This window comes from Streptomyces sp. NPDC005775 (assembly GCF_042871565.1).
GTDB lineage: Bacteria > Actinomycetota > Actinomycetes > Streptomycetales > Streptomycetaceae > Streptomyces.
In genome coordinates this window covers 599581-622061 of the sequence record NZ_JBIAIU010000001.1, presented here as the reverse complement: position 1 = coordinate 622061, position 22481 = coordinate 599581, and the positions used below count along the sequence as shown (strand labels likewise).

At 72.3% G+C, this 22481-nt stretch carries 18 protein-coding genes; 8 read left to right on the top strand and 10 right to left on the bottom strand.

Annotated features, from left to right (window positions below):
- Positions 1 to 197: 197 nt before the first annotated feature.
- The 3 genes from ACFYPA_RS02720 to ACFYPA_RS02710 are packed head-to-tail and all read left to right on the top strand — an operon-like array spanning position 198 to position 3129.
- A complete protein-coding gene (locus ACFYPA_RS02720) occupies positions 198 to 965 on the top strand; it encodes a (Fe-S)-binding protein (protein WP_359082096.1) in 768 nt (255 codons plus the stop codon).
- A complete protein-coding gene (locus tag ACFYPA_RS02715; protein ID WP_389129004.1) occupies positions 962 to 2500 on the top strand; it encodes a LutB/LldF family L-lactate oxidation iron-sulfur protein in 1539 nt (512 codons plus the stop codon). The genes ACFYPA_RS02720 and ACFYPA_RS02715 overlap by 4 nt, the downstream gene beginning before the upstream one ends.
- Positions 2497 to 3129, top strand: a complete 633-nt coding sequence (locus ACFYPA_RS02710; protein ID WP_389129001.1) for a lactate utilization protein C — start codon at positions 2497 to 2499, stop codon at positions 3127 to 3129. The genes ACFYPA_RS02715 and ACFYPA_RS02710 overlap by 4 nt, the downstream gene beginning before the upstream one ends.
- Positions 3130 to 3176: 47 nt before the next feature.
- On the opposite strand, the gene ACFYPA_RS02705 is transcribed toward ACFYPA_RS02710, so the two are convergent.
- From ACFYPA_RS02705 to ACFYPA_RS02680, 6 genes are all read right to left on the bottom strand, one after another.
- Positions 3177 to 5078 carry a DUF2264 domain-containing protein gene (locus ACFYPA_RS02705; RefSeq protein WP_359311609.1) on the bottom strand — a complete coding sequence of 634 codons (1902 nt, stop codon included), beginning with the start codon at positions 5076 to 5078 and terminating at the stop codon, positions 3177 to 3179.
- On the bottom strand, positions 5075 to 6115 hold the full coding sequence (locus ACFYPA_RS02700; protein WP_389128998.1) for a hydroxyacid dehydrogenase: 1041 nt from the start codon (positions 6113 to 6115) through the stop codon (positions 5075 to 5077). Before ACFYPA_RS02700 ends, ACFYPA_RS02705 begins: the two co-directional genes overlap by 4 nt.
- A gap of 35 nt (positions 6116 to 6150) precedes the next feature.
- The gene (locus ACFYPA_RS02695; protein WP_326740322.1) at positions 6151 to 7026 is read right to left on the bottom strand and encodes a carbohydrate ABC transporter permease; all 876 of its coding nucleotides are present in this window, start codon (positions 7024 to 7026) and stop codon (positions 6151 to 6153) included.
- Positions 7023 to 8018 carry a sugar ABC transporter permease gene (locus ACFYPA_RS02690; RefSeq protein ID WP_359082091.1) on the bottom strand — a complete coding sequence of 332 codons (996 nt, stop codon included), beginning with the start codon at positions 8016 to 8018 and terminating at the stop codon, positions 7023 to 7025. The genes ACFYPA_RS02695 and ACFYPA_RS02690 overlap by 4 nt, the downstream gene beginning before the upstream one ends.
- 45 nt (positions 8019 to 8063) lie before the next feature.
- Positions 8064 to 9425 carry an ABC transporter substrate-binding protein gene (locus ACFYPA_RS02685; RefSeq protein ID WP_389128994.1) on the bottom strand — a complete coding sequence of 454 codons (1362 nt, stop codon included), beginning with the start codon at positions 9423 to 9425 and terminating at the stop codon, positions 8064 to 8066.
- Positions 9426 to 9527: 102 nt separating this feature from the next.
- The gene (locus ACFYPA_RS02680) at positions 9528 to 10685 is read right to left on the bottom strand and encodes a substrate-binding domain-containing protein (protein WP_389128992.1); all 1158 of its coding nucleotides are present in this window, start codon (positions 10683 to 10685) and stop codon (positions 9528 to 9530) included.
- A gap of 126 nt (positions 10686 to 10811) precedes the next feature.
- Here ACFYPA_RS02680 and ACFYPA_RS02675 point away from each other — a divergent pair, with 126 nt between their 5' ends.
- Positions 10812 to 11582 carry a sulfite exporter TauE/SafE family protein gene (locus ACFYPA_RS02675; RefSeq protein ID WP_389128990.1) on the top strand — a complete coding sequence of 257 codons (771 nt, stop codon included), beginning with the start codon at positions 10812 to 10814 and terminating at the stop codon, positions 11580 to 11582.
- 56 nt (positions 11583 to 11638) lie between these two features.
- Here the strand turns inward: ACFYPA_RS02675 and ACFYPA_RS02670 are convergent, their stop codons facing one another.
- Both ACFYPA_RS02670 and ACFYPA_RS02665 read right to left on the bottom strand, forming a co-directional pair.
- A complete protein-coding gene (locus ACFYPA_RS02670; RefSeq protein WP_359082087.1) occupies positions 11639 to 13168 on the bottom strand; it encodes an amino acid permease in 1530 nt (509 codons plus the stop codon).
- A gap of 68 nt (positions 13169 to 13236) precedes the next feature.
- Positions 13237 to 14244 carry a hypothetical protein gene (locus tag ACFYPA_RS02665; protein ID WP_359082086.1) on the bottom strand — a complete coding sequence of 336 codons (1008 nt, stop codon included), beginning with the start codon at positions 14242 to 14244 and terminating at the stop codon, positions 13237 to 13239.
- A gap of 320 nt (positions 14245 to 14564) precedes the next feature.
- On the opposite strand from ACFYPA_RS02665, the gene ACFYPA_RS02660 reads away from it, so the two are divergent.
- The 3 genes from ACFYPA_RS02660 (at position 14565) to ACFYPA_RS02650 (ending at position 18707) form a co-directional block, all read left to right on the top strand.
- Positions 14565 to 15998, top strand: coding sequence for an FGGY family carbohydrate kinase (locus ACFYPA_RS02660; protein ID WP_389128986.1), 1434 nt, complete (start codon positions 14565 to 14567; stop codon positions 15996 to 15998).
- 61 nt (positions 15999 to 16059) lie between these two features.
- Positions 16060 to 17481: an NAD(P)/FAD-dependent oxidoreductase gene (locus ACFYPA_RS02655; RefSeq protein ID WP_389128984.1), complete on the top strand. Its 1422-nt coding sequence runs from the start codon at positions 16060 to 16062 to the stop codon at positions 17479 to 17481.
- Entirely contained in the window at positions 17478 to 18707 is a 1230-nt protein-coding gene (locus ACFYPA_RS02650; protein WP_359349891.1) for an FAD-dependent oxidoreductase, read from the top strand. Before ACFYPA_RS02655 ends, ACFYPA_RS02650 begins: the two co-directional genes overlap by 4 nt.
- A gap of 30 nt (positions 18708 to 18737) precedes the next feature.
- On the opposite strand, the gene ACFYPA_RS02645 is transcribed toward ACFYPA_RS02650, so the two are convergent.
- Together ACFYPA_RS02645 and ACFYPA_RS02640 are read right to left on the bottom strand one after the other, a co-directional pair.
- Positions 18738 to 19094, bottom strand: coding sequence for a hypothetical protein (locus tag ACFYPA_RS02645; protein WP_359082082.1), 357 nt, complete (start codon positions 19092 to 19094; stop codon positions 18738 to 18740).
- A gap of 119 nt (positions 19095 to 19213) precedes the next feature.
- Positions 19214 to 19732 carry a DUF309 domain-containing protein gene (locus tag ACFYPA_RS02640; RefSeq protein ID WP_389128981.1) on the bottom strand — a complete coding sequence of 173 codons (519 nt, stop codon included), beginning with the start codon at positions 19730 to 19732 and terminating at the stop codon, positions 19214 to 19216.
- A 108-nt stretch (positions 19733 to 19840) separates the two neighbouring features.
- Between ACFYPA_RS02640 and ACFYPA_RS02635 the strand changes: the two genes are divergently transcribed.
- On the top strand, positions 19841 to 22474 hold the full coding sequence (locus ACFYPA_RS02635) for an ATP-binding protein (RefSeq protein WP_389128979.1): 2634 nt from the start codon (positions 19841 to 19843) through the stop codon (positions 22472 to 22474).
- The last annotated feature ends 7 nt before the right edge of the window (positions 22475 to 22481 follow it).

Here is a 22481-nt window from a genome sequence, read left to right as displayed (position 1 = left end):
GGCCGCCGGGCCGCCGGGGGGGGGGGGGGGGGGGGGGGGGGGGGCCGGGCGCGGGGGGGGGGGGGGGGGGGGCCGGGCGCCCCCCCCCCCCCCCCCCGGCCCCTCGCCGTTGCGTTGTTGACCGCGCCGGGCGGACTCTCCCCAGATCGGACGGAGGCTAGTATGGTCAGACCACAACTTGCGATCGGGGAGGCCCCATGCGTATCGGACTCTTCGCCACCTGCCTGGGAGACACGCTCTTCCCGGAGGCGGTGAAATCCACGGCGGTGCTGCTCGCCCGCCTGGGGCACGACGTGGTGTTCCCGCCGGGGCAGACCTGCTGCGGCCAGATGCACGTCAACACCGGCTACCAGCGCGAGCCCGTCCCGCTGGTGCGCAACTTCGCCGAGCAGTTCGGTGACGCCTCCATCGACGCCGTCGTCATGCCGTCGGGGTCCTGCGCCGGCTCGGTCCGCCACCAGCACGAGCTGATCGCCGAACGCTACGGCGACGCGGCGCTGCGCTCGGGCGTCGCCACGGTGAAGGCCAAGACGTACGAACTGTCGGAGTTCCTCGTCGACGTGCTGGACGCCACCGACGTCGGCGCGTACTTCCCGCACCGCGTCACCTACCACCCCACCTGCCACTCCCTGCGCATGCTCAGGGTCGGCGACAAACCGCTGCGGCTGCTGCGGGCCGTCGACTCGATCGACCTGGTCGAGCTGCCCGAGGCCGACGCCTGCTGCGGATTCGGCGGCACCTTCGCGGTGAAGAACGCCGACACGTCGACCGCGATGCTCCAGGACAAGATGCGCAACATCGCCACCACCGACGCGGCCGTCTGCACCGCCGGCGACTCGTCCTGCCTGATGCACATCGGCGGCGGGCTCTCCCGGATCAAGTCCGGCACCCGCACCCTGCACCTGGCCCAGATCCTCTCCTCCACCCGCACCGCGCCGCACGTCCTGACGGAGGCAGCCCGATGAGCAGCACCTTTCTCGGCATGCCCGCGACCCCGCCCCGCTCGCCGTACGGGACGGGCAACCTGCGCGGTGACCGGAAGTTCCCCGCGGCCGCCCACGACGACCTGGGCAACGAACAACTGCGCCGCAACCTCGGCCGGGCCACCCGCACGATCCGCGCCAAACGCCTCCACGTCACCGGCGAGCTGCCCGACTGGGAGGAACTGCGCGACGCCGGATCGGCCATCAAGACCGACACCATGAACCGGCTCCCCGAACTCCTGGAGGAGCTGGAGCGCAAGGTCACCGAACGCGGCGGCACCGTCCACTGGGCGCGGGACGGCGGTGAGGCCAACGAGATCGTCGCGCGGCTGATCAAGGAGACCGGCAGTGAGGAGGTCATCAAGGTCAAGTCGATGGCCACCCAGGAGATCGGCCTCAACGAGCACCTCGAATCGATCGGCATCACCCCGTACGAGACGGACCTCGCCGAGCTCATCGTGCAGCTCGCGCACGACAAGCCCTCGCACATCCTGGTGCCCGCGATCCACCGCAACCGCGACGAGATCCGGGAGATCTTCCTCAAGGAGATCCCGGGCGTCGACCCGTCCCTGGACAACGTCCCCGCCCACCTCGCGGCCGCGGCCCGCGCCTATCTGCGCGAGAAGTTCATGACGACGAAGGTCGCCGTCTCCGGAGCCAACTTCGGCATCGCCGAGACCGGCACCCTGTCCGTCGTCGAGTCGGAGGGCAACGGCCGCATGTGCCTGACCCTGCCCGACACCCTGATCACCGTCATGGGCATCGAGAAGGTGCTGCCGCGCTACCAGGACCTTGAGGTCTTCCTCCAGTTGCTGCCGCGTTCCTCCACCGGTGAGCGGATGAACCCGTACACCTCGATGTGGACCGGGGTCACCCCCGGTGACGGGCCGCAGACCTTCCACCTCGTCCTCCTCGACAACGGGCGCACCGCCGCCCTCGCCGACAGGATCGGCCGCGAGGCACTCAACTGCATCCGCTGCTCGGCCTGTCTCAACGTCTGCCCGGTGTACGAACGCGCGGGCGGCCACGCCTACGGATCGACGTACCCCGGACCGATCGGTGCCGTACTCACCCCCCAGCTCGCCGGCATGCACGCGGCCAAGGACGACCCCAACAGCTCGTTGCCCTTCGCCTCCAGCCTGTGCGGCGCCTGCTTCGACGCCTGCCCCGTCAAGATCGACATCCCCTCGCTGCTGGTCGAACTGCGCCACCAGCACACCGAACAGTCCGGCAACACGGCCGAGAAGCTCGCCATGAAGGCGGCGGCCGGGGTGATGAAGAGCCCCAAGCTGTTCACGGCCGCGCAGAAGGCGTCCGGGCTCGGGCGCGTCATCGCGGGACGGGACGGGAAGATCTCGCACCTGCCCCCGCCGTTCAACGGCTGGAGCGACAGCCGCGACACCCCCGCCCCGCCCAAGGAGACCTTCCGCTCCTGGCTGGCCTCGGCCGAGGGCGCGGCGACCATGAGGGCCGCCGCCGACGAGTACGGGCAGAACCAGCAGGAGGAGGAGAAGTGACGACTGCTCGCGAAACGGTGCTCGGCCGCGTCCGGGACGCACTGGCTCTGGCACCCGCCGCCGACACGCCGATCCCGCGTGAGTACCGCGCCGGGCGCACCCTTCCCGACGAGGAACGCCTGGCGCTGTTCACCGACCGCCTCGTCGACTACAAGGCCCAGGTCCACCCCTGCACCGCCGACCGCACGGCCGAGGTCGTCGCCGAGGTGCTGCGGGAGCGCGGCGCCCGCCGCGTCGGGGTGCCCGCGGGCCTCGACCCGCGATGGCTCACCGCCTACGACGGCGAGGTCCAGCAGGACTCGGCCGACATCCCCGCGCCGGGGCTCGACGCCCTCGACGGCGTCGTCACCGCCTCGGCCGTCAGCTGCGCGGAGACCGGCACGATCTTCCTGGACGGTACGCCCGAGCAGGGGCGCCGGGCGCTGTCCCTCGTGCCCGACCTGCACGTCTGCGTCGTCGATCTGTCGACCGTGGAGGTGGGCGTCCCGGAGGCGGTGGCCCGGCTGGTTCCCGAGCGGCCGACCACGCTGATCAGCGGGCCCTCGGCCACGTCCGACATCGAACTGGAACGGGTCGAGGGCGTGCACGGACCGCGCACCCTCGCGGTCGTGATCCGCACGGACGTGTGACAGGAAGGGCGGGGCGCACCGGCGCCGGCGCACCCCGCCCCATGCGTTCACCCGTGGGTGACCGTCACCGGGCCGAAGGCGATCCGGGTCGTCGCCGAGTCCTCGGCCCAGCACACCTCGACCGTGTCGCCGTCGACGTTGACGCCGCTCACCACCGCGTCGAGCGCGTCCGCTCCCGGCTCCGCGCTCAGCGAGGCGAGCGCGACCAGGATCGACGTGCCCTCCGCGTCCGCGCCCAGCCGGGGCAGCAGCGCCCACGGTGTGTACGCCGTCCCCTGCGGGGCGCGTACCTCGTCCCGCGACTCCCAGCCGTGCAGACCGTGCAGCGCGGACGTCACGTCGGGCCCGGGGCCCGTCGCCCAGCCGGTCTGCTCCACTCGGGCGCCGTGCGGGGCGCCGAGCACCCGGTGGACCCGGAGTTCGTACCGGCCGCGGACCATCGTCACGCTCTCCACCCGCAGCCCGGGCACCATCGGCGCCCCGCCCGCGAACACCGGACGGTGCCAGGACGCCGCCCAGCCCCAGCCGTCACCGCCCCCCGCGCCCAGCGGGCGAATGGCCCGGCGGCCGCTACGGGTTCCGGCGACGACCACGGCCAGGTGATTGTCGGCCGGGTTCGCACGCGCGGTCGGACCGGTCACCGTCGAGTACGCGTGACGGCTGTACAGCGGGTCGTCCCACACCGCCGACTCGCCCTCGTGCGGCCGGACATGGTCGCTGCCGTGGTTGTGCAGCCGTACGATCCCGTCCGCCCGCGTCGACTGGACGAGCAACCCCGGCGCGGGCAGCGCGAGCACCCGGTCCGGGCCCTCGCTCGGTGCCGGCTCCTCGGTGGCCGTCCACAACGGGTGGTCGGCCGGTGCGAGCAGGGAGACGAAGGCCTTCGACGCCCAGTAGGGGGAGGCTGGACCCGAGTACGGCTGGAGCGTCGCGTCGTGCGGACCGTGCCAGCCCAGGCTCAGCAGCCCGTCCGTGCCGGTCGCGCCACGGTCCAGGAAGTAGCGCAGTGACCCGCTGATCACCCGGCGGGACGTGCCCGGTGTGAGCGGGGTGTCCCCGGTGAGCGCGCCGAGCCCGACCGCCGCACCGGCCGCGAACCGGTAGGTCAGCGACCGTCCGAAGTGGATCGGCGCCCCGTCCCCGCCGAACAGCGGCGCGAAGCTCTCCAGGTGCTCGCGCAGCCGGGCCCCGTAGTGCGCGGACAGCTCGGAGTCGCCGGAGAGGTGGGCGTCGAGCACCGGATAGAGGTGCAACGCCCAGCCGTTGTAGTGGTCGAAGGCGCGGCTGTCGCCGTCCGCGTACCAGCCCTGACCGCGGTACCAGCTCTCCATCAGGTCCTGAGCCCGCTCGCGGGCCCGCACGGTCTCCGCGTCACCGCGCCCCACCGACTCCAGGAAACCGGCCACCGAGTAGGGGAACAGGTACCAGTTGTTCGGTGCGGGAGTGTGGCGCAGGGCCCCGCGCAGCCACTCCTCGGCACGGTCCTGCACGCCCGGCTCCAGCCGGTCCCAGAGCCACGGCCGGGTGAGCCGCAGCCCGATGGCGACCGACGCCGACTCCACCATGGGCTGGCCGAAGACGGTGTGGTCGAGGATCAGCGGCCACGACTCGGCATCGTCCCGGCCCGGCGTACGGGTACCTGCCGCGAGACCGTCGGCGTACCGGCCGAGCCAGCCGTGCGGGTCCTTGCCGTCCGCGCCCGCGACCCGGAACGCCGCGGCGAGGAACGTGCGCGCGTAGCCCTCCAGTCCGTCGGAGCGGACTCCGGACGCGGACGGCCGGCCGGGCAGGTCGAGGAGGGCGCTGCCGGGGGTGGCCCACTGCCAGGCGGCCTTCAGCAGACCGTCGGCCGCCGCCTCCCAGTGCGCGCGGGTGTAGCCGGTGAACGGGCTCGTGGTCCGGTCGTCGGCGGGAAGGTCCAGCGGGGAGTTCGGGTGCGGATGGGTCATGCGAGGAAGGCCAGCCTTTCGCGTCGTACGGGATGGGCGAAGCCGTCGCCCGCGGCCCAGCGTTCGGCCTCGCCCACCGCCAGGTCGACGAGCCGCTGCCACTCGTTGCCCTGGGAGCCCGCCAGATGCGGGGTGATCAGGGCGTTCTCGCACTCCCACAAGGGGTGGCCGGGGGGCAGGGCGTCGGGGTCGGTGACGTCGAGGACCGCCCGGACGCGGCCGAGCCGCAGGACGTCGACCAGTGCGTCCTGGTCGACGACCGCGCCCCGCGAGGTGTTGAGAAGCACCGCGTCCGGGCGCATGGACCCGAGCAGTTCACGGCTGACGAGTCCTTGGGTGGCGGGCAGCAGCGGCGTGTGGACGCTCACCAGATCACTCTGCGCGAAGAGTTCTCCGAGCCCGACGGGCCGCACACCGAGTTCGGCCGCCTCCGCCTCGGAGACGTACGGATCGTGCAGCAGCACCCTCAGGTCGTAGGGGCGCAGCAGCTCGATGACCCGGCGGCCGATGAGCGAGGCGGAGAGGATGCCCACCGTCCGGCCGTAGTTGCCCACGACGGGCGACGTGGTCAGCCAGTCGTCGCGCCGTCGCTCGGACCGGTAGGTGCGGGCCCGCTCCAGCACCCGCTTGCCGGAGAGCAGGATCATCGCGACGGTGTACTCGGCTACCGGGAGCGCGTTGGCGGCAGCGGCCGATGAGACCTCGATGCCGCGCTCCCAGCAGGCGTCGGTGATGTGCCCGCGGACGCTGCCCGCGGTGTGCACCACCGCCCGCAGCCGGGGTGCGCGGGCCAGCGCCGCCGCGTCGAGGGGCGGACAGCCCCAGCCGGTGACGAGGAGTTCCGTGTCCGCGAGCACGGCCCGGGCCCGGTCGGTGGTGAAGTCGTCGAGTACGGGCAGGGGCGCGAGGTCGCACACCTGGGAGAGCGCGGCCAGCGAAGGGGCGTTCAGCAGGGCGGCCGCGGTGCCCGGCTGCATGGCGACGGCGGCGCGCGGCCGTCGTCGTCCGGTGGGTGCGAGGGGGATGGTGCCGGTCATTCTTCTCCTGATTCCGGAGGGGGTGCGCGGTACGGCTACTTCACGGCGCCCGCGGTGAGCCCCGACTTCCAGAAGCGCTGGAGCAACGCGAAGGCGAGGATCAACGGCAGGACCGCGAGCAGCGAACCCATGATCACCACGGGGTAGTACTCGGGCGATACGGTGGCGGCGCTGTTCCACGTGTACAGGCCGAGACTGACGGGATAGAGGTCCTGGTCGGAGAGCATGACCATGGGCAGGAAGAAGTTGTTCCAGATCGCGGTGAGCTGGAAGAGGAACACGGTGACGAGACCGGGGCCCAGCATCCGCATGGCGACCCGGAAGTACGTCGTGAGCTCGCCGGCCCCGTCGACCCGGGCCGCTTCCAGCACCTCGTTCGGTACGTAACCCTGGCTGAAGATCCGGCCGAGGTACACGCCGAACGGATTGAAGAGCACCGGTATGAAGACCGACCAGAAGGTGTTCACCAGTCCGGTGCCCGACGCCATCAGATACAGCGGCAGCGCCAGCACGGTCTGCGGCACCATCACCGCCGCGAGCACGAGGCCGAACAGCTTCTCCTTGTGCGCGAAGCGGTACTTGTCGAAGGCGTACCCGCAGGCGATGCTGATCAGCGCCCCGAGCCCGGCGCCGAGGACCGCGTACAGCAGGCTGTTGCCGTACCACCGGGTGTACAGCCCGCCGTCCATCGCGAACAGGTCCTTGAGGTTCTGCGCGAAGGAGAAGTGGTCGAGCGACAGCACGTCGCTGCCGAACAGGGCGTCCCGGTCCTTGGACGCGGCGAGTACCAGCCACAGCACCGGCAGCAGCGTGTACAGCACCGAGATGCCCACGACCAGATTGACGACGGAGCGGCCGAGAAGCCGGGGCCGCAGGACGGCGGCGGTGCGGGTGGGAGCGGTCGCGCTCATCGGGCGTCCTCCTCGGCGGCGTCGGAGCGGTTGGTCCAGCGGGTCACGCCGTACGAGAGCGCGATCGTGCACACCAGCAGCACGACCGAGGCGGCCGCCGCCAGACCGTAGTTGTTACGGGTGAACGCGGCGTCGTAGATGTACATGCTGGGCGAGAAGCGCGAGCTGATCATCGGGGTCGACTGGCTCAGCAGCATCGGCTCGGTGAAGAGCTGCAGCGCGAAGATCAGGGTGAACATCGCGACCATCACGACGGAGGAGCGCACGAGCGGCGTCTTGATCTGGAGGGCGGTGCGGACGGGGCCGGCGCCGTCGACGACGGATGCCTCGATGACCTCACGCGGCACCGCCTGCAGGGCGGCGTAGAAGACCACCATGTTGTAGCCGAGGTTGCTCCACAGGGCGATGTTCACGATCGAGGGCACCACCGTGTGCACCCCGAGGAAGTCGATCGTGATGTCGGCCTTGCCGAGCAGGTCGATCACCGGGCTCAGCCCGGGCGTGTAGAGGTAGAGCCAGATGACGGCGGCGATGATGCCGGGCACCGCGTGCGGCAGGAAGAGTCCGAGCTGCGCCCAGGAGCGCAGCCGTACCACGCCGGAGTCCAGCAGCAGCGCCAGCGCCAGCGCGCCGACGACCATCAGCGGGATGTAGATCACGCAGTACAGGACGACGGTGCCGAGACCGCTGAGGAACGTCGGGTCGGTCAGTACGGCGGTGTAGCTGCGCAGGCCGACGAAGACCGTGCGCTCCGGGCCGAAGCCGAGCCCCGGCTGGTCGTCGCTGAAGAAGCTGAGCCAGACGGCGGTGCCGACCGGGATCAGGAAGACCGTCACCAGAAGGATGAAGAAGGGGGTCATCAGGGCGCCGGCCGCGCCGAGTTCACGGCGGCGGGCCGACTTTCGGGCGGTGCGCGGGGACGTGGTGGGTGCCGGTGCCGCCGCGGAGACGCTCACGGGGGCGGAAGCCGGCGTGGTGACGGGGGTGGTCATCGGAAGTCACCTGCCTCTCTGCTGGGAAGGGGGACGGATCACGGTTCAGCTGCTGTGCTCGGTGGTGGACAGACCCAGCGCCCTGAGGTCGGGCATGGTGCCCCGCTGGGCCGCGCGCACGGATTCGAGCACCGAGCCCTGGCCGCCGCCCACCCGGGCGAAGCCGTCCTGCATCACCTTCTGCGTGGCGGTCATCCGCGGTCCCCAGATCCAGCCGTCCCGGATCTTGTCCGCCTCCTGCTCGAACAGGGTGTAGATGTCCTGGCCGTTGTAGTAGGCGCGGTCGAAGGCCTTGCGGCCGACGGCGACGAGGCCGGGGGCAGCCGGGTACTGGCTGCTGGCGCCGCTGGAGAGGCGGGCTCTCAGCGCGTCGGGATGCGAGACCTGCCACTCGATGAACTCAAGTGCGGCCTCGGGGTGTTCGCTGTCCTTCGTGACCGCGAAGGTCGAGCCGCCATGGGTGCCGACCGAGGCGTCCCCCGCGTTCCACTGGGGGAGCGGTGCGACGGCCCACTGGCCCTTCTGGCCGGGGCGGGCCTTCATCTGCGCCCCGGCGTCCCAGGCGCCGCTGAGCCGGACCAGGATCTTGCCGGCGCTGAGCAGGGCGTCGTACTGCCTGCTGTCCACGGGGGTCATGGAGACCAGGTCCTGGTCGATCATCCGTTGCCAGTACGCCGCGACGCGTCGGCTCGGTTCGTCCGCCAGCGACACGTTCCAGGCGCCGCCGCGGGTGTCGAACCACTGGGCACCGGCCTGCCAGGCGAACGCGGCGAACTGGAACCCGCCGTCCGTGGCGAAGGCCGACAGCCGGCGGCCGGGCGCCTTGCGGCGCACGGTGCGGGACGCCTCCTCGAACTCGTCCCAGGTCCGCGGGACTTCGATCCCGTACTGCTCGAAGAGGTCGGTGCGGTAGTGCATCACCATCGGCTCGACGTCCAGCGGAACGCTGAAGACGCGCTTGTCGAAGGTGGTCAGGTCCAGTGCCTGCGGCAGCAGTTTGGACCGCAGCGAGTCGCTCACCAGGTCCGTGAGGTCCCGGGCGACGCCGTCGATGGCGAACCCGGGGAGCTGGGGGTACTCGATCGTCGCGATGTCCGGGCCGTTGCCGGCCCGGGAGGCGTTGCTGAGTTTCGCGTAACCGCCCTGGGGTCCGGAGGGGATCTGCTGGAAGTCGACCTGGATCGTGTCGTGCGTCCGGTTGAACGCGTCGACGACTTCCTGGCTGCCGCGCAGGGCGGACCAGAAGGTGACGCGCGTGGCGTGGCGGCCGGCGCTGTCGCCGGTGGTGCTGGTCCTGCTCGTGCTGTCCGCCCCCGATGCGCCACCGCTGCAGGCGCTCAGCGCGCCCGCCAGTGGTAGTGCGGTCATCGTGGCGAGCACGGATCGACGGCTGTGTCGACCGGGCATGGGCGCCTCCCGCGGCTCCTGAGTGAAGACACGGGGAATCCTGATCGGCTGATCGGTAACGGTCAATAGATCGCTCAGAAGTAAATTAAAGCGGTCAAACGATCAGTCCGAGGTGGGGGTGATCTCCTGCGCCGAGCCCCGGATCTTGAGTTCCGGCAGCAGCTCCGTCCTGCGCACCGGCCCTGCGGCCCCGGGGGCCCCGGACAGCCGGTGCAGCAGCAGTTCGGCGGCGGCCCGGCCGATGTCCGCCTTGGGCGGTGCCACCGCGGTCAGCGGGGTGCTGCCCAGCGCCGCCACCACATCGTCGTACGCCACGACCGAACAGTCCCGCGGGACCTGCACCCCGCTCTCCGCCAGGCGCTGCACCAGCATCAACGCGTCCACGTCGCCGTGCAGGACGGCAGCGGTCGCGCCGCGCTCGCGCAGCAGCGCGGCGAGATCGAGCGGCGCTCCTTGGCTCCGTGGCACTCCGCCGCTCTCGTACCCCCGCTCGCCGGGGCCGGGGCCGGGCACCGCGTCCGGTGAACTCAGCACCACCGTCCAGTCCTCCACTTCGGGCCTCGCCGCCGCGACGGAGGCGAAGGCGGCCCGTACCGTACGTGCCGTCGGGCTGTCGTCGCGCGCGGCCAGTACGAGCCGGCGGTGACCGAGCGACACCAGGTGCTCCACGGCGAGGTGGATCCCGTACCAGTGATCGGAACAGACCGAGTCCAGGGCGTGCAGGACGCTGCCCGGCCGGGGCCGCCGCTCCATCAGCACGGTCGGCACGCCCACGTCCGCCAGCCAGCCGTAGTCGAGCTCCTCGGAGAGCGCGTTGCGCCACCGCGGGGCGATCAGGAGACCTCGCGCGCCGTCCGCCAGCGCCCGCTCCACCAAGGGCCGTTCCGCGCCGGCCGACTGCGGCGCGATGTGCAGGGCGATACGGATGCCGGCGTCCTCCAGGACGGTCCGGGCGCCGTGCAGGGTCTCGTACAGGTAGGAATGCCGCTCCGGTACGACCAGGGCGACGGCACCCCCCTCGGCGGAAGGATCGCCGGCCCTCGGTGCCGGCACCGCCTGCGTCACCGCCGGGTCACGCACCGGCCGGGCCACCCCGTGTCCGCGCCGCAGCCGCCCCGCCAGGGCCAGCTCCTCCACGTCCCGCCGTACGGTCACCACGGAGACGTCCAGTTCGGCCGCGAGCGCGCTGACCTTCACCGCTCCGCGCGACTCCACCACCGCCAGGATTCGCCGACGCCTGAGTTCAACCGGCTCGCGCATACTGCTGGCCCCCTGTGCGTTGTGCGTTTGAACGCTTCGTGTGAGCGCTTGGAGCGCAGCATAGCCATGCGCCGACGGGGGCTCGCCCAAGGCCCGGGATCGCGGGGATTACCATCTCTCCCTGGCATGGACACCCTCACCCTCTGGCAACTGGCGGCACTGGCCGCGGCATCCGCACTCGTCGGCTTCTCCAAGACGGCCGTCAGCGGTGCCAACACGATCAGTCTCGCGGTCTTCGCGGCGGTACTGCCCGCCCGCGAGTCCACCGGAGTGCTGCTCCCGATCCTCATCGCCGGCGATGTGCTCGCCGTGCTCACCTATCGGCGCCATGCGCACTGGCCGACCCTGCTCCGGCTCTTCCCGGCCGTCGCGGTGGGCGTGGTGGCGGGCACGCTGTTCATGCTGTGGGCCGGTGACGCGGCCGTTCGCACCTCGATCGGCGCGATCCTGCTCTTCATGGCCGGCGTCACGGTCCGGCGGCGCCGCACCGCTGATCCGGGCGAGGCGCCGGTGGCGGGCACGGCTCCGCCCACGGCGGCCGAGCGGATCAAGGCACGCTCGTACGGGGTGCTCGGCGGATTCACCACCATGGTCGCCAACGCGGGCGGCCCCGTCATGTCGCTCTATCTGCTCTCCGCGGGCTTCCGCAAGCTCGGCTTCCTCGGCACGTCGGCGTGGTTCTTCCTCATCGTCAACACGTCCAAGGTGCCGTTCAGCGTGGGCCTCGGACTGATCGACGCGCAGTCCCTGCTGCTGGACGCCTGCCTGCTGCTGTTCGTCCTCCCGGGCGCCTGGATCGGCCGGAGGTGCGTGGACCGGATCAACCAGCGGCTCTTCGAACGCCTGGTCATCGGCGCCACCGTGCTGGGCGGCCTGCAACTGCTCCTCAACCCGTAGACCCTCCCGGATCGCGGTGATCCGGGAGGGCCGGCAGGCGAACGGGGCTCCGTCCCTCAGACGATGCCCTCCTCGATCTCCGCCTGCTCGCGCGCGTTTCCGTACGCCGACGGCGTGCCGTACGAACCACGGGCGACGAACCACCACACGGTGGCCAGGACCAGGACGGCGACCAGGGCGATCGAGGCGTAGTTCATCGAGTCGACCGTCACCGGGGACCTCTGCGGCAGCAGGAACAGCACGGTCACGAACACGACCCACACCACGGCGATCCAGCCGACCGGCTTCGACCAGCGGCCCAGGTGCCAGGGCCCCCGCTCGAAGCGGTCACCCGCGCGCAGCTTCAGATAGATCGGGATGGCGTAGGCGGGCGTGATCCCGATGACGTTGATCGCGGTCACCGCCCCGTACGCGGTCGCCGAGTACAGCGACGGAAGGGCGAGCACGCCGGCGACGACGACCGACAGCCACACCGCGTTGACCGGCGTCTGCGTGCGGGCGCTCACCTTGCGCCAGAGCGAGGATCCCGGCAGCGCGTTGTCGCGGCTGAAGGCGAACACCATCCGGCTGGTGGCGGCGACCTCGGCGTTGCCGCAGAACAGCTGTGCGGCGATCACGATCAGCAGCATCGCCGTGGCGCCCGAGGTCCCCAGCGCGTCGATCAGGATCTGGGCCGGCGGTACCCCGGTGGCGCTGTCCTGGGTGCCCGCGTAGTCCTGGATCGCGAACGTCAGCCCGGCGAGCAGCACGAATCCGGCCAGCCACGAGACCCAGATCGAACGGACGATGCCGCGGGGCGCCGAGACCGAGGCGTCCGACGTCTCCTCCGACAGGTGGGCGGAGGCGTCGTAGCCGCAGAAGGTGTACTGCGCCAGCAGCAGACCGATCGCCGCCACGTAGAGCGGGTTCTCCCAGCCGGTGTCATTGACGAACTCGGTGAAGACGAACGACGGCGACTGGTGGTGCGAGGGGACGATCGCGAGTACGGACACGATCACCGCGACACCGGCCAGATGCCACCACACGCTGATCGAGTTGAGCACGCTGACCAGCCGGACGCCGAAGAGGTTCAGCACGGCGTGGAGCAGCAGGATGCAGAGGAAGATGATCATCGTCTTCCCCGGCGTGGGGGTGAATCCCCACTGCAGGTTCATCAATGCGCCGGTGAACAGGGCGGCACCGTAGTCGATGCCGGCGATCGCGCCGAGCAGTCCGAGCAGATTCAGCCAGCCGGTGTACCAGCCCCACTTGCGGCCGCCGAGCCGGTCCGCCATGTAGTAGAGCGCCCCGGACGTCGGGTAGGCACTGGTGACCTCGGCGAGCGCCATGCCGACGCAGATGACGAAGAGGCCCACGCCCGCCCAGCCCCAGAGCATCACCGCCGGGCCGCCGGTGGACATGCCGAAGCCGTACAGCGTCATGCAGCCGGACAGGATCGAGATGACGGAGAAGCTGATGGCGAAGTTGCCGAAGCCGCCCATGCGGCGGGCCAGCACCGGCTGGTAGCCGAGTTCGCGCAGCCGCTGCTCCTCGTCCTTGGGCGGGGCGGCGTCGGCGCCCTTCCGGTTCGAGGTGGATAGGGACATGGGGGAGACCTCCGGGAGCGGAAATGGGGGAAGGGACACAGGGGCATGGGGGTGGAGCGGGGACACGGTCAGCCGTGCGGCCCCCGGCCGGGATCGCGGGCGGCGGCGAGGGCGCGGCTGCGGGCCCGCAGGAACACTTCCTCGGCGCCGCCGGGATCCTTGGGCGCGAGGGTGCGGTACGCCCAGGGCAGCGAGGTGAAGTACGGGCCGAGCTCCTGGAACACGGGAGCCGCGTCGGCGAACTTCTGTGCCCCCCACAGCGCGTGGGCCAGATGGTTGAGATCGAGCAGGGTGTGCGCGGCCCGCGGCGTGCGGTGGAACCAGATCTCCAGGGCGCGCAGGGCCTCGCGCTCCGCGTCCTCGGTGACCCAGTGCAGGTCGAGCGCCTTCTCGTGGCCGTGCTCGCGTCGGTAGCGCTCCACCCTCACGTACAGGGGCAGCACATGGAGCGCCGATCCGTCGGGCGCCGAGGAGGCCGCCCACTGGACGAAGTTGACCGCCTCGGAGAGGGAGCCGCCGGCCCGGCGCGCATAGACGAACTGGAGCATGCGGTGGTAGGCCTCGCGGTTGTACGGATCGCGCTTGTCGGCCTCCGCCAGGAGCCCCCACGGCCCGGGGAACAGCATGGGCCCCGGGGGATGCAGCCGGTGCTCCTCCAGGCGCTGGCGCTCGTCCAGTTGGGAGAGGGCCAGCAGGCACACCCAGGGCACCGGGTCCGCGGGCGAGGCGTGGGCGGCCGCGCGGCATGCCTCCCAGGCCTCCTGCCAGAGCTCCTGCCCGCTGGGATGGTCCGAGCGACGGGCGCGGACCGCCCGCTCCACGGCGACCCGCGCGTGCATCACGGCGGCCGCGACGCTCCTCGGCTCCTCGGTCAGCCAGGCCTGTACCGCGTCCGATCCCGCGGCGACCGCCCCGAGCACCTGGGTCCGCTGGGTCCACAGCGTCCAGTCAGGGGTGCTCTCCAGCAGGTCGCGCATCGAGAGCCAGCGCCCGGTGCGTAAGTCCTGTAACGCGGAACGCAGTTCGTTGTCGTGGCCGGCCGGGTGGTAGACCGGCCGGAAATCACTGTTGGCCATGGACGTGCTCGGCGCGTGGTGTCGGTGTCATCGATCCTCTGGACGTGGGGGGTGAAGCAGCAGTTGAAAAATGAACTGCTGTAAAGCGTCCGGTTGTTGCTCGGCGGTGAGTGTAGAGCCCTCCGTGCCGAACTCCCGAACGAATGGTGGATCTTCTTCAAGTCGCGTGTGCAAACAGGAGGTTGAGCACCGGTGCGGGGTTCCGGGCGCATGCTTTACGGCTGCTTGACGTAGCCGCCGGGCTGGACCACCCTGGGGTCCCGCGCCCGAAGATCACGATTCCGTTCAAGCCGCAGGGCTTGCGTACCGCTGGAGACCCGATGACAGGCCCGGTACTCGCGGTGGACCAGGGCACCTCCGGGACGAAGGCGCTGGTGATCTGTCCCGAGCGCGGCGTGATCGGTTCCGGTTCCGCTCCGGTGCGCCCCCGGTACGGGCCCGGGGGAGCGGTCGAGGCGGACCCCGCCGAGCTCCTCGGCTCGGTCATCGACGCGGGGGCGCAGGCCCTCGCCGAGGCGGCCGAACCGGTCGTCGCCGTCGGACTCGCCAACCAGGGCGAGACCGTGCTCGCCTGGGATCCGGACACCGGGAAGCCGCTCACCGAAGCGATCGTCTGGCAGGACCGGCGGGCCGAGCGGCTCTGCGGCGAACTGGCTTCGCGCGAAGAAGAGTTGAAGAACCTCACCGGACTGCCGCTGGACCCGTACTTCGCCGCCCCCAAGATGGCCTGGATCCGCCGCGAACTGACCGCGGAGGGCGTCGTCACCACCAGCGACGCCTGGCTGGTCCACCGGCTCACCGGCGCGTTCGTGACGGACGCGGCCACGGCCGGCCGCACCCAGCTGCTCGACCTCGACGACGTCGCCTGGTCACCCGCGGCCCTGGACATCTACGGTCTGAGCGGTGAACGCCTGCCGTCCGTGGTCGACGCCGCCGGGGCATTCGGCACGACGACCGCGTTCGGCGGCGAACTCCCGCTGACGGGTCTCCTCGTCGACCAGCAGGCCGCCCTGCTGGCACAGGGCGCCCTGGAGCCGGGGGCCGCCAAGTGCACCTACGGCACCGGTGCGTTCCTCCTGGCCCAGACCGGCCCCGTACCGCGCCGGGGCTCCAGCGGCCTGGTCAGCTGTGTGGCCTGGCGGCTCGGCGGACGGACCAGCTACTGCCTGGACGGACAGGTCTACGCGGCCGCCTCCGCGGTCCGCTGGCTCACCGACCTCCACGTGATCTCCGGCGCCGCCGACCTCGACCCCGTCGGCGGCGGCGTCCCCGACGCCGGCGGGGTCACCTTCGTACCGGCGCTTGCCGGACTCGCCGCTCCCTGGTGGCGCGGCGACCTGCGAGGATCGATGACCGGCCTGAGCCTGGACACCACCGCGGGCCACCTCGTGCGGGCCCTGTGCGAGGGGATCGCCGCACAGGTCGTCGAGCTTGCCGAAGCGGTGGCGGCCGATCTCGGCTCGCCGCTGTCCGCCCTGCGCGTCGACGGCGGACTGACCCGCTCCGCACTTCTCATGCAGACCCAGGCCGATCTGCTGCAACGGCCCGTCGAAGTCTCCGCGCTGCCCGACGTCACCGCACTCGGCGCCGGGGCCGTGGCCCGGCTCGGCCTCGACCCGGGGCTGTCCCTCGCCGAGGTCGTACCCGCCTGGCGGCCGGCCGCCGTGTACGAACCACGGATCGCCCCCGAGGAGGCGGCCGAGCGCCTCGCGGCATTCCGCGCGGCCGTCGACACCCTCCAGGAACGGTCATGAACCCTGCCGCACCGGCCGACGCCTTCACCGTGACGGTCGTGCCGCACGCCGGAGCGGCCCGATGACGCACACCGTCACGACCGCCGGGGACCCGCTGCCCGCTCTCCCCGGCCGAGCGCCGTACGACGTCACCGTCATCGGGGCGGGCGTCGTCGGCACCGCCCTCGCACGCGAACTGGCCCGCTACCCCCTGCGCACCGCTCTCGTCGAGGCCTCGGACGACATCGGCGACGGCACGTCCAAGGCCAACACCGCCATCCTGCACACCGGTTTCGACGCCGCCCCCGGTTCGCTGGAGGCCCGCCTCGTACGCGAAGGACAGCGGAGACTCTCCGCGTACGCGGCGGAGACGGGCATCCCCGTCGAACGGGTCGGCGCCCTCCTCGTCGCCTGGGACACGGAACAACTCGCCGCGCTGCCCGCCCTGCTGGCCAAGGCGGCGGCCAACGGCTACCACGCGGCCCGGCTGATGGACGCCGACGAGCTCGCCGCACGGGAACCCCACCTGGGACCGGGAGCGCTCGGCGCGCTGGAGGTCCCCGACGAATCCGTCATCTGCCCCTGGAGCACCCCCCTCGCCTTCGCCACCCAGGCCGTCCGCGCGGGCGTCCATCTGCACCTGGACTGCCCGGTCCGCCACATCGAACCCGGCGACACGGCCCACACCCTGACGACCGGCCGCGGCACGCTGCGCACCCGCTACCTGATCAACGCCGCCGGACTGTACGCCGACGAGATCGACCGCATGCTCGGCCACGACGTCTTCACCGTGACCCCGCGCCGCGGCCAGCTTCTCGTGTTCGACAAACTCGCCCGCGAACTCGTCCGGCACATCCTGCTCCCCGTCCCCACCGCCGTGGGCAAGGGCGTCCTGGTCGCACCGACGGTCTTCGGCAACGTCCTTCTCGGCCCCACCGCCGAGGAACTCGACGACAGGACCGCCACCGAATCGACGCGGGAGGGCATCGCCCTGCTGAGGGAGAAGGGCCGCAGGATTCTGCCCCGGCTCCTCGACGAGGAGGTGACCGCCGTCTACGCGGGACTGCGGGCGGCAACCGGCCAGGAGGACTACCGGATCCAGGAGTACGCCGGCCTGCGCTACATCGCCGTCGGCGGTATCCGCTCCACCGGCCTGACCGCCTCCATGGCCATCGCGGACCACGTCACCGCCCTGCTCGCCCGGACCGGGCTCGACACGGGCGCTCCCGCCGAACTGGAACCGCTCACCATGCCCGGCCTCGGCGAGGTGAGCGACCGTCCGTACCTCGACGCGGACCTCATCGCCCGGGACCCGGCGTACGGCACCCTGGTCTGCCACTGCGAACGCGTCACCGCGGGCGAGCTCCGCGACGCGCTGGTCTCCACCCTCCCGCCGCGATCCGTGGCGGGCCTGGCGCGCAGGACCAGGGCCGGCAACGGGCGATGCCAGGGTTTCCACTGCGGGGCCGGCCTCCGCGCACTGATCGAGGGGGCGCGGCCATGACCCGACGCGAACGGACCGTCGACGTACTGGTCGTGGGAGCGGGGCCCGCAGGACTGGGCGCCGCGGCCGCACTCGCCGCGTCCGGCGTACGACGGGTCGAGGTCCTCGAACGCGAACAGACCGCGGGCGGCATCCCGCGCCACTGCCACCACCCGGGATTCGGCAGCAGCCGTACGGGCGGCGGGACGGACGGACCCGAGTACGCCCGCCGGTGCACGGCCGCGGCCACCCTGGCGGGCGCCACCGTGCGCACCGGCATCACCGTCACCGGGTGGGCCGGACCCCACACCCTGGACGCCACGGGCCCCGGCGGGCTCGAACGGATCACCGCACACGCCGTCGTCCTCGCCACCGGAGCCCGCGAACGCCCGCGCAGCGCCCGCCTCGTCCCCGGCACACGCCCCGCGGGCGTCTACACCACCGGGGAACTCCAACAGGCCGTCCACCTCCACCACCAGCACATCGGCACCCGCGCCGTGATCATCGGAGACGAACCCGTCAGCCTGGCCGCGGCCGAGACCCTGCGCGCTGCCCACGTCGCGGTCGTCGCCCGGGTCACCGACCGCCCGCCGGCCCTTCCCTCAGCCGTGCGACCGCGCCGGCAGGCCCCGCTGCTCACCCGCACCACCGTCACGGCGCTCACCGGCCGCCCCGGGCTCACGGGGGTCGCGGTGCGCCACCAGGACGGCCGTACCGCGATCCTGCCGTGCGACACCGTGGTGTTCACGGGCGACTGGATCCCCGACCACGAACTGGCGCGACGCGGCGACGTCACCCTCGACCCCGGCACCCGCGGCCCCGCGCACGACGCCGCTTACCGCACCCGGACCCCCGGGGTCTTCGCCGTCGGCAATCTGCTCCACGCGGTGGAGAGCGCCGGCACCGCCGCGGCGGAGGGCCGGGCCCTGGCCGCCCCCGTACGACACCACCTGGCCACCGGAGCCTGGCCGGCCCGGCGGCCCGCGCTGGCCGTCGAGGCCCCGCTGGAGTGGATCGCGCCCAACGTGCTCAGCGCCGACGGAGAGCGGCCGCTGCACCACCGTTTCATCCTGCGTACCGTCCGGCCGCTGACTGCCCCGGTGCTCCTGGTCCACCAGGACGGGCGGGAGCTGTACCGTCGGCGACTGCTGCGCCCCGCCCGGCCGGGCCGCCCCTTCCACCTGCCCGCGGGCTGGCTCGACCGGGCCGATCCGCACGGCGGCACGTTACGCGTCTCGGCCGGCTGACCGCGCCCGCGGCGCAGCCGGCCGGGGCCGTCAGGGAATCAGCAGCCAGTCCGAACCGATCGCCGCCACCAGGCCGACCCCCAGCAGCCAGCTGCCGAGCCGGGTCCGGCCGTTCCTGCTGAGCTCGATCACGATCCCGCACAGGATCAGCGCGAGCCCGTACACCCCGACCACCAGGACCGAGGACCGGCTCGCGATCCGCAGCCCGAGGACGACCGCCATCGCCGCCATCCCGACCGAGGACAGGACGATGCGCAGGCGTCTCGCCTGGCGCGGCGTCAGCCGCCGGTCCTCGGCCTCCGCGGTGTCCTCGGGTGCCGGTGCGGATATCGGTGCGGTGGCCGACGCGTCCACAGCCTCGTCCTGGTCCTGGTCAGAAGTGCTCATGACGCCGGATGGTAATGGTTTCGCACGGCACTGTTCACCGCTCTCGGTCAAGGGGAGGGAAAGTAAGGGGAGTTAGGCGACAGATGAGTCGACAGGCGACACCTCCGGCGCCATCACTGTCAGCCGTTCGCCCGCAGCCGCGGTGCCTCCGCGGCCGCGTCGACGGCCGGCGTGCCCGCCTCCTCCACCCGCGCCGCAAGCTCCAGGGCCCAGCCGGTCAGCGCCCCGATCTCCATCCCGTGGGACGTGACGACAGCGGCCTCCGCCGGCCCGCCGGACGCGGCGAACTCCGTCAGCGCCGCCGCCCCCCGCCGCAGCAGCCGCGCCCCGCCCGTCGCGTTCCCCCGGGCCGCGTGGGTCAGCCCGACAGCCAGCTGGGCCAGCCCGCGCCACAACTCCCGTTCCGCGTCGGGGCCCGACTTCCACGCGTCCTCGAAGACCTCGTGCGCGTGGAACGGCATTCCCGCGTCCAGCAGCCGCTGCGCCTCCCGTACGGTCTCCTCGGGGGCGCGGGCCACCCCCTCGGGCTGCCGCTCCACCCCTGGCGCGCCGTACGGCAGAGGGCGCCCCAGCCCGTCACGGGGGCGCGCATTGTGCGCCCGGCCCTCGGCGTTCCGGTCCCTGCGAGTCTCGTCCACCCCTCGATTGTGCCTCGCACCTGCGAAGAACTGCCCGAACCACTGTCGGTGGGGCCCCGCGCACGACTAGTCTCGACTGTCATCGAAACGACTTTGGGGAGGGTAGGCATGAAGCCGTCCCGGCCGCTGTACGAGCGAGAACCGGAACTCGCCGCCGCCGCACAAGCCGTTGACGCGCTGTGCGGCGCGCAGGCGACCGGCGGGCTGCTGGTCTTCAGCGGCGAAGCGGGCATCGGCAAGACCGCGCTGCTGGCCGAGATCCAGGCCATGGCAGCCGACCGGTGCACCGTCTGGTCCGCCCGCGGCGGCGAGACGGTCACCTCGGTGCCGTTCCACGTCGTACGCCAACTGCTCCAGCCCGCACTGGACGAGTTCGCCGCCGACGAGGTGAAGGCCCTGTTCGGGGGCTGGTACGAGATCGCGGCACCGGCCCTCGGCCTCGCCGAGCCGACCGGTCCGCAGCCCGACCCCCAGGGTGTGCGCGACGGCCTCGACTGGGTCGTCTCCCGGCTCGCCTCCAGGTGGAGCCACCGCCCGCTGCTGCTCGTCATCGACGACGCGCACTGGGCGGACGGCGAATCCCTCGCCTGGCTCGCCTCGTTCACCGCCCGGCTCGGCGAACTGAAGGTCCTGGTCGTCCAGGCGCACCGCCCCGAGGAGCTCGCGGCCCGCGAGGCCCAGCACACCACGGCCGGCAGCCACCCGGCGCAGGTCCGGGTCGCCCTGCGCGCGCTCACCCCCGACGCCACCGCCGAACTGGTCCGGGCCACCCTCGGGGAGCACGCCGACGACCCGTTCTGCCGCGAGGCGTGGGCCGTCACCGGCGGCAACCCCTACGAGGCGGTCGAACTGGTCGCCAAGGTCCAGGACCGCGAGCTGGCCCCGCTGGAGGAGTCGGCCGGACTACTGCGGGAACTCGGCGAGTCCGCCAGGGGCAGCGGCCTCGTCGCCCGGCTCGAACGGCTCGGCACCAACGCCAACCGTTTCGCCTGGGCCGCCGCCGTCCTCGGTACGGACATCTCCCAGGACCTCGCCGCCACCCTGGCCGGCATGAGCCCCGCCGAGGCGGCGGACTGTACGGCCCGGCTGCGCGAGGCGCGCATCGTCACCGGCTTCGACCCGCTGGAGTTCGTGCACCCCCTGATCGCCACCGCCGTCTACCGCTCCATCCCGGCGGCCACCCGCACCGCCATGCACGGCAGGGCCGCCTGGGCCATCACCCGCGCCGGACTCGGCCCGGCCGCCGCCTCCCGCCACCTGCTCGAAGTCCACCCCGACGACGACCAGGAGCTGGTCGAGCAGTTGCGGGCGGCCTCCAACCAGCACCTCGCGGTCGGCGCCCCCGAGGCGGCACGCCGCTGCCTGGAGCGGGCCCTCCAGGAACCCCCGCGCCACGACGTCCGTGCCACCCTGCTCTACGAACTGGGCTGCGCCACCCTCCTCAGCTCCCCACCCACCACCGTGCGGCACCTGCGCGCCGCCCTCGACCTGCCGGGCCTCGCGGACGAACTGCGGGTCGACGCCACGTTCAGGCTCGCGGCCGCGCTGTCGCACAACAACCAGCTGAAGGAGGCGGCGTTCGCGCTCGCCGCCGAGGCCGAGCGCACGGCGCCGGGCCCCGGCCTGATGCGTCTGCAGGCCGCCCACTTCCTCTGGGAGGGCATGCAGGCCACCGAGGAGGACGGCCCCGGCCGCTCCCGACGTCTCGCCGCCAACGCCGACCACCTCACCGGCCGGGACAACGCCGAACGGGCCCTGCTCACGCTGCGCGCCTTCGACGCGATGCTGCGCGGCGAGAACTCGCAGCTGGTCGTGGACCTCTGCGAACGCGCCCTGGTCAACGGCCACCCCGCCCGCGGCCTCGGCTGGACCGACACCGAATGGGGCTTCGAACTCCCGACCCTGCTCGGCATCACCTACGCGTTCACCGACCAGCTCGACCGCGCCGAGGAACTCTTCGGTGAAGCCGTGCGCGCCTTCGAGATCTCCGGCTGGAGCGGCGCCCACCTGGCCTTCGCCCACACACTGCTGGGACTGGTCCACCGCCGTCGCGGCCGCCTGGCCGAGGCGGAGGGCTTCCTGCGCGAGGGACTCCGCCTCGCCGACCGGGTGGGCAGCGGACTGCCGGTCCACTGGGACGCGGCCTGTCTGCTCATCGACACGCTGCTGGCCCGGGGCCGCATCACCGAGGCACGCAAGGTCGCCGACCAGTACGACTTCGGTCTGCCCTACCCCAGCGCCATGGTGCTGCCCGACGCCCCGTGCGTCCGTGGCCGCCTGCTGCTCGCCGAAGGCCGTACGAAGGAAGCGGTCACCGAGCTGGAGGCGGCCGGCCAGTCGCTCGAACCGCGCGGCAGGTTCAACGGCATCTGGGGCCCCTGGGCCGGGGACCTGGCCCGCGCGCTGGCCGACGACGACCCGGGGCGCGCAGCCCAGCTCGCCCATACCGCACGGGTGCACGCCGAGCGGTTCGGCACGGACACGGCGATCGGCGAGGCACTGCGCTGCGTCGCCCTCTTCGCCGGCCCGGACGAGGCCGCCGACCTCCTGGGCGAGGCGGTCCGCCACCTGGAGGCGTCGCCCTCCGGCTACGAGCGCGCGCTCGCCCTGTTCGACCACGGCGTCGCCATCCGGTCGCCGCACGAACTCGCCCGTGCGCACAAGCTGGCCACGGCCTGCGGAGCCGAAGGGCTGGCGACCCGCGCCCAGCAGGCACGGGCGTCGATCCGGTCCGCGGAGTGAGGTAATG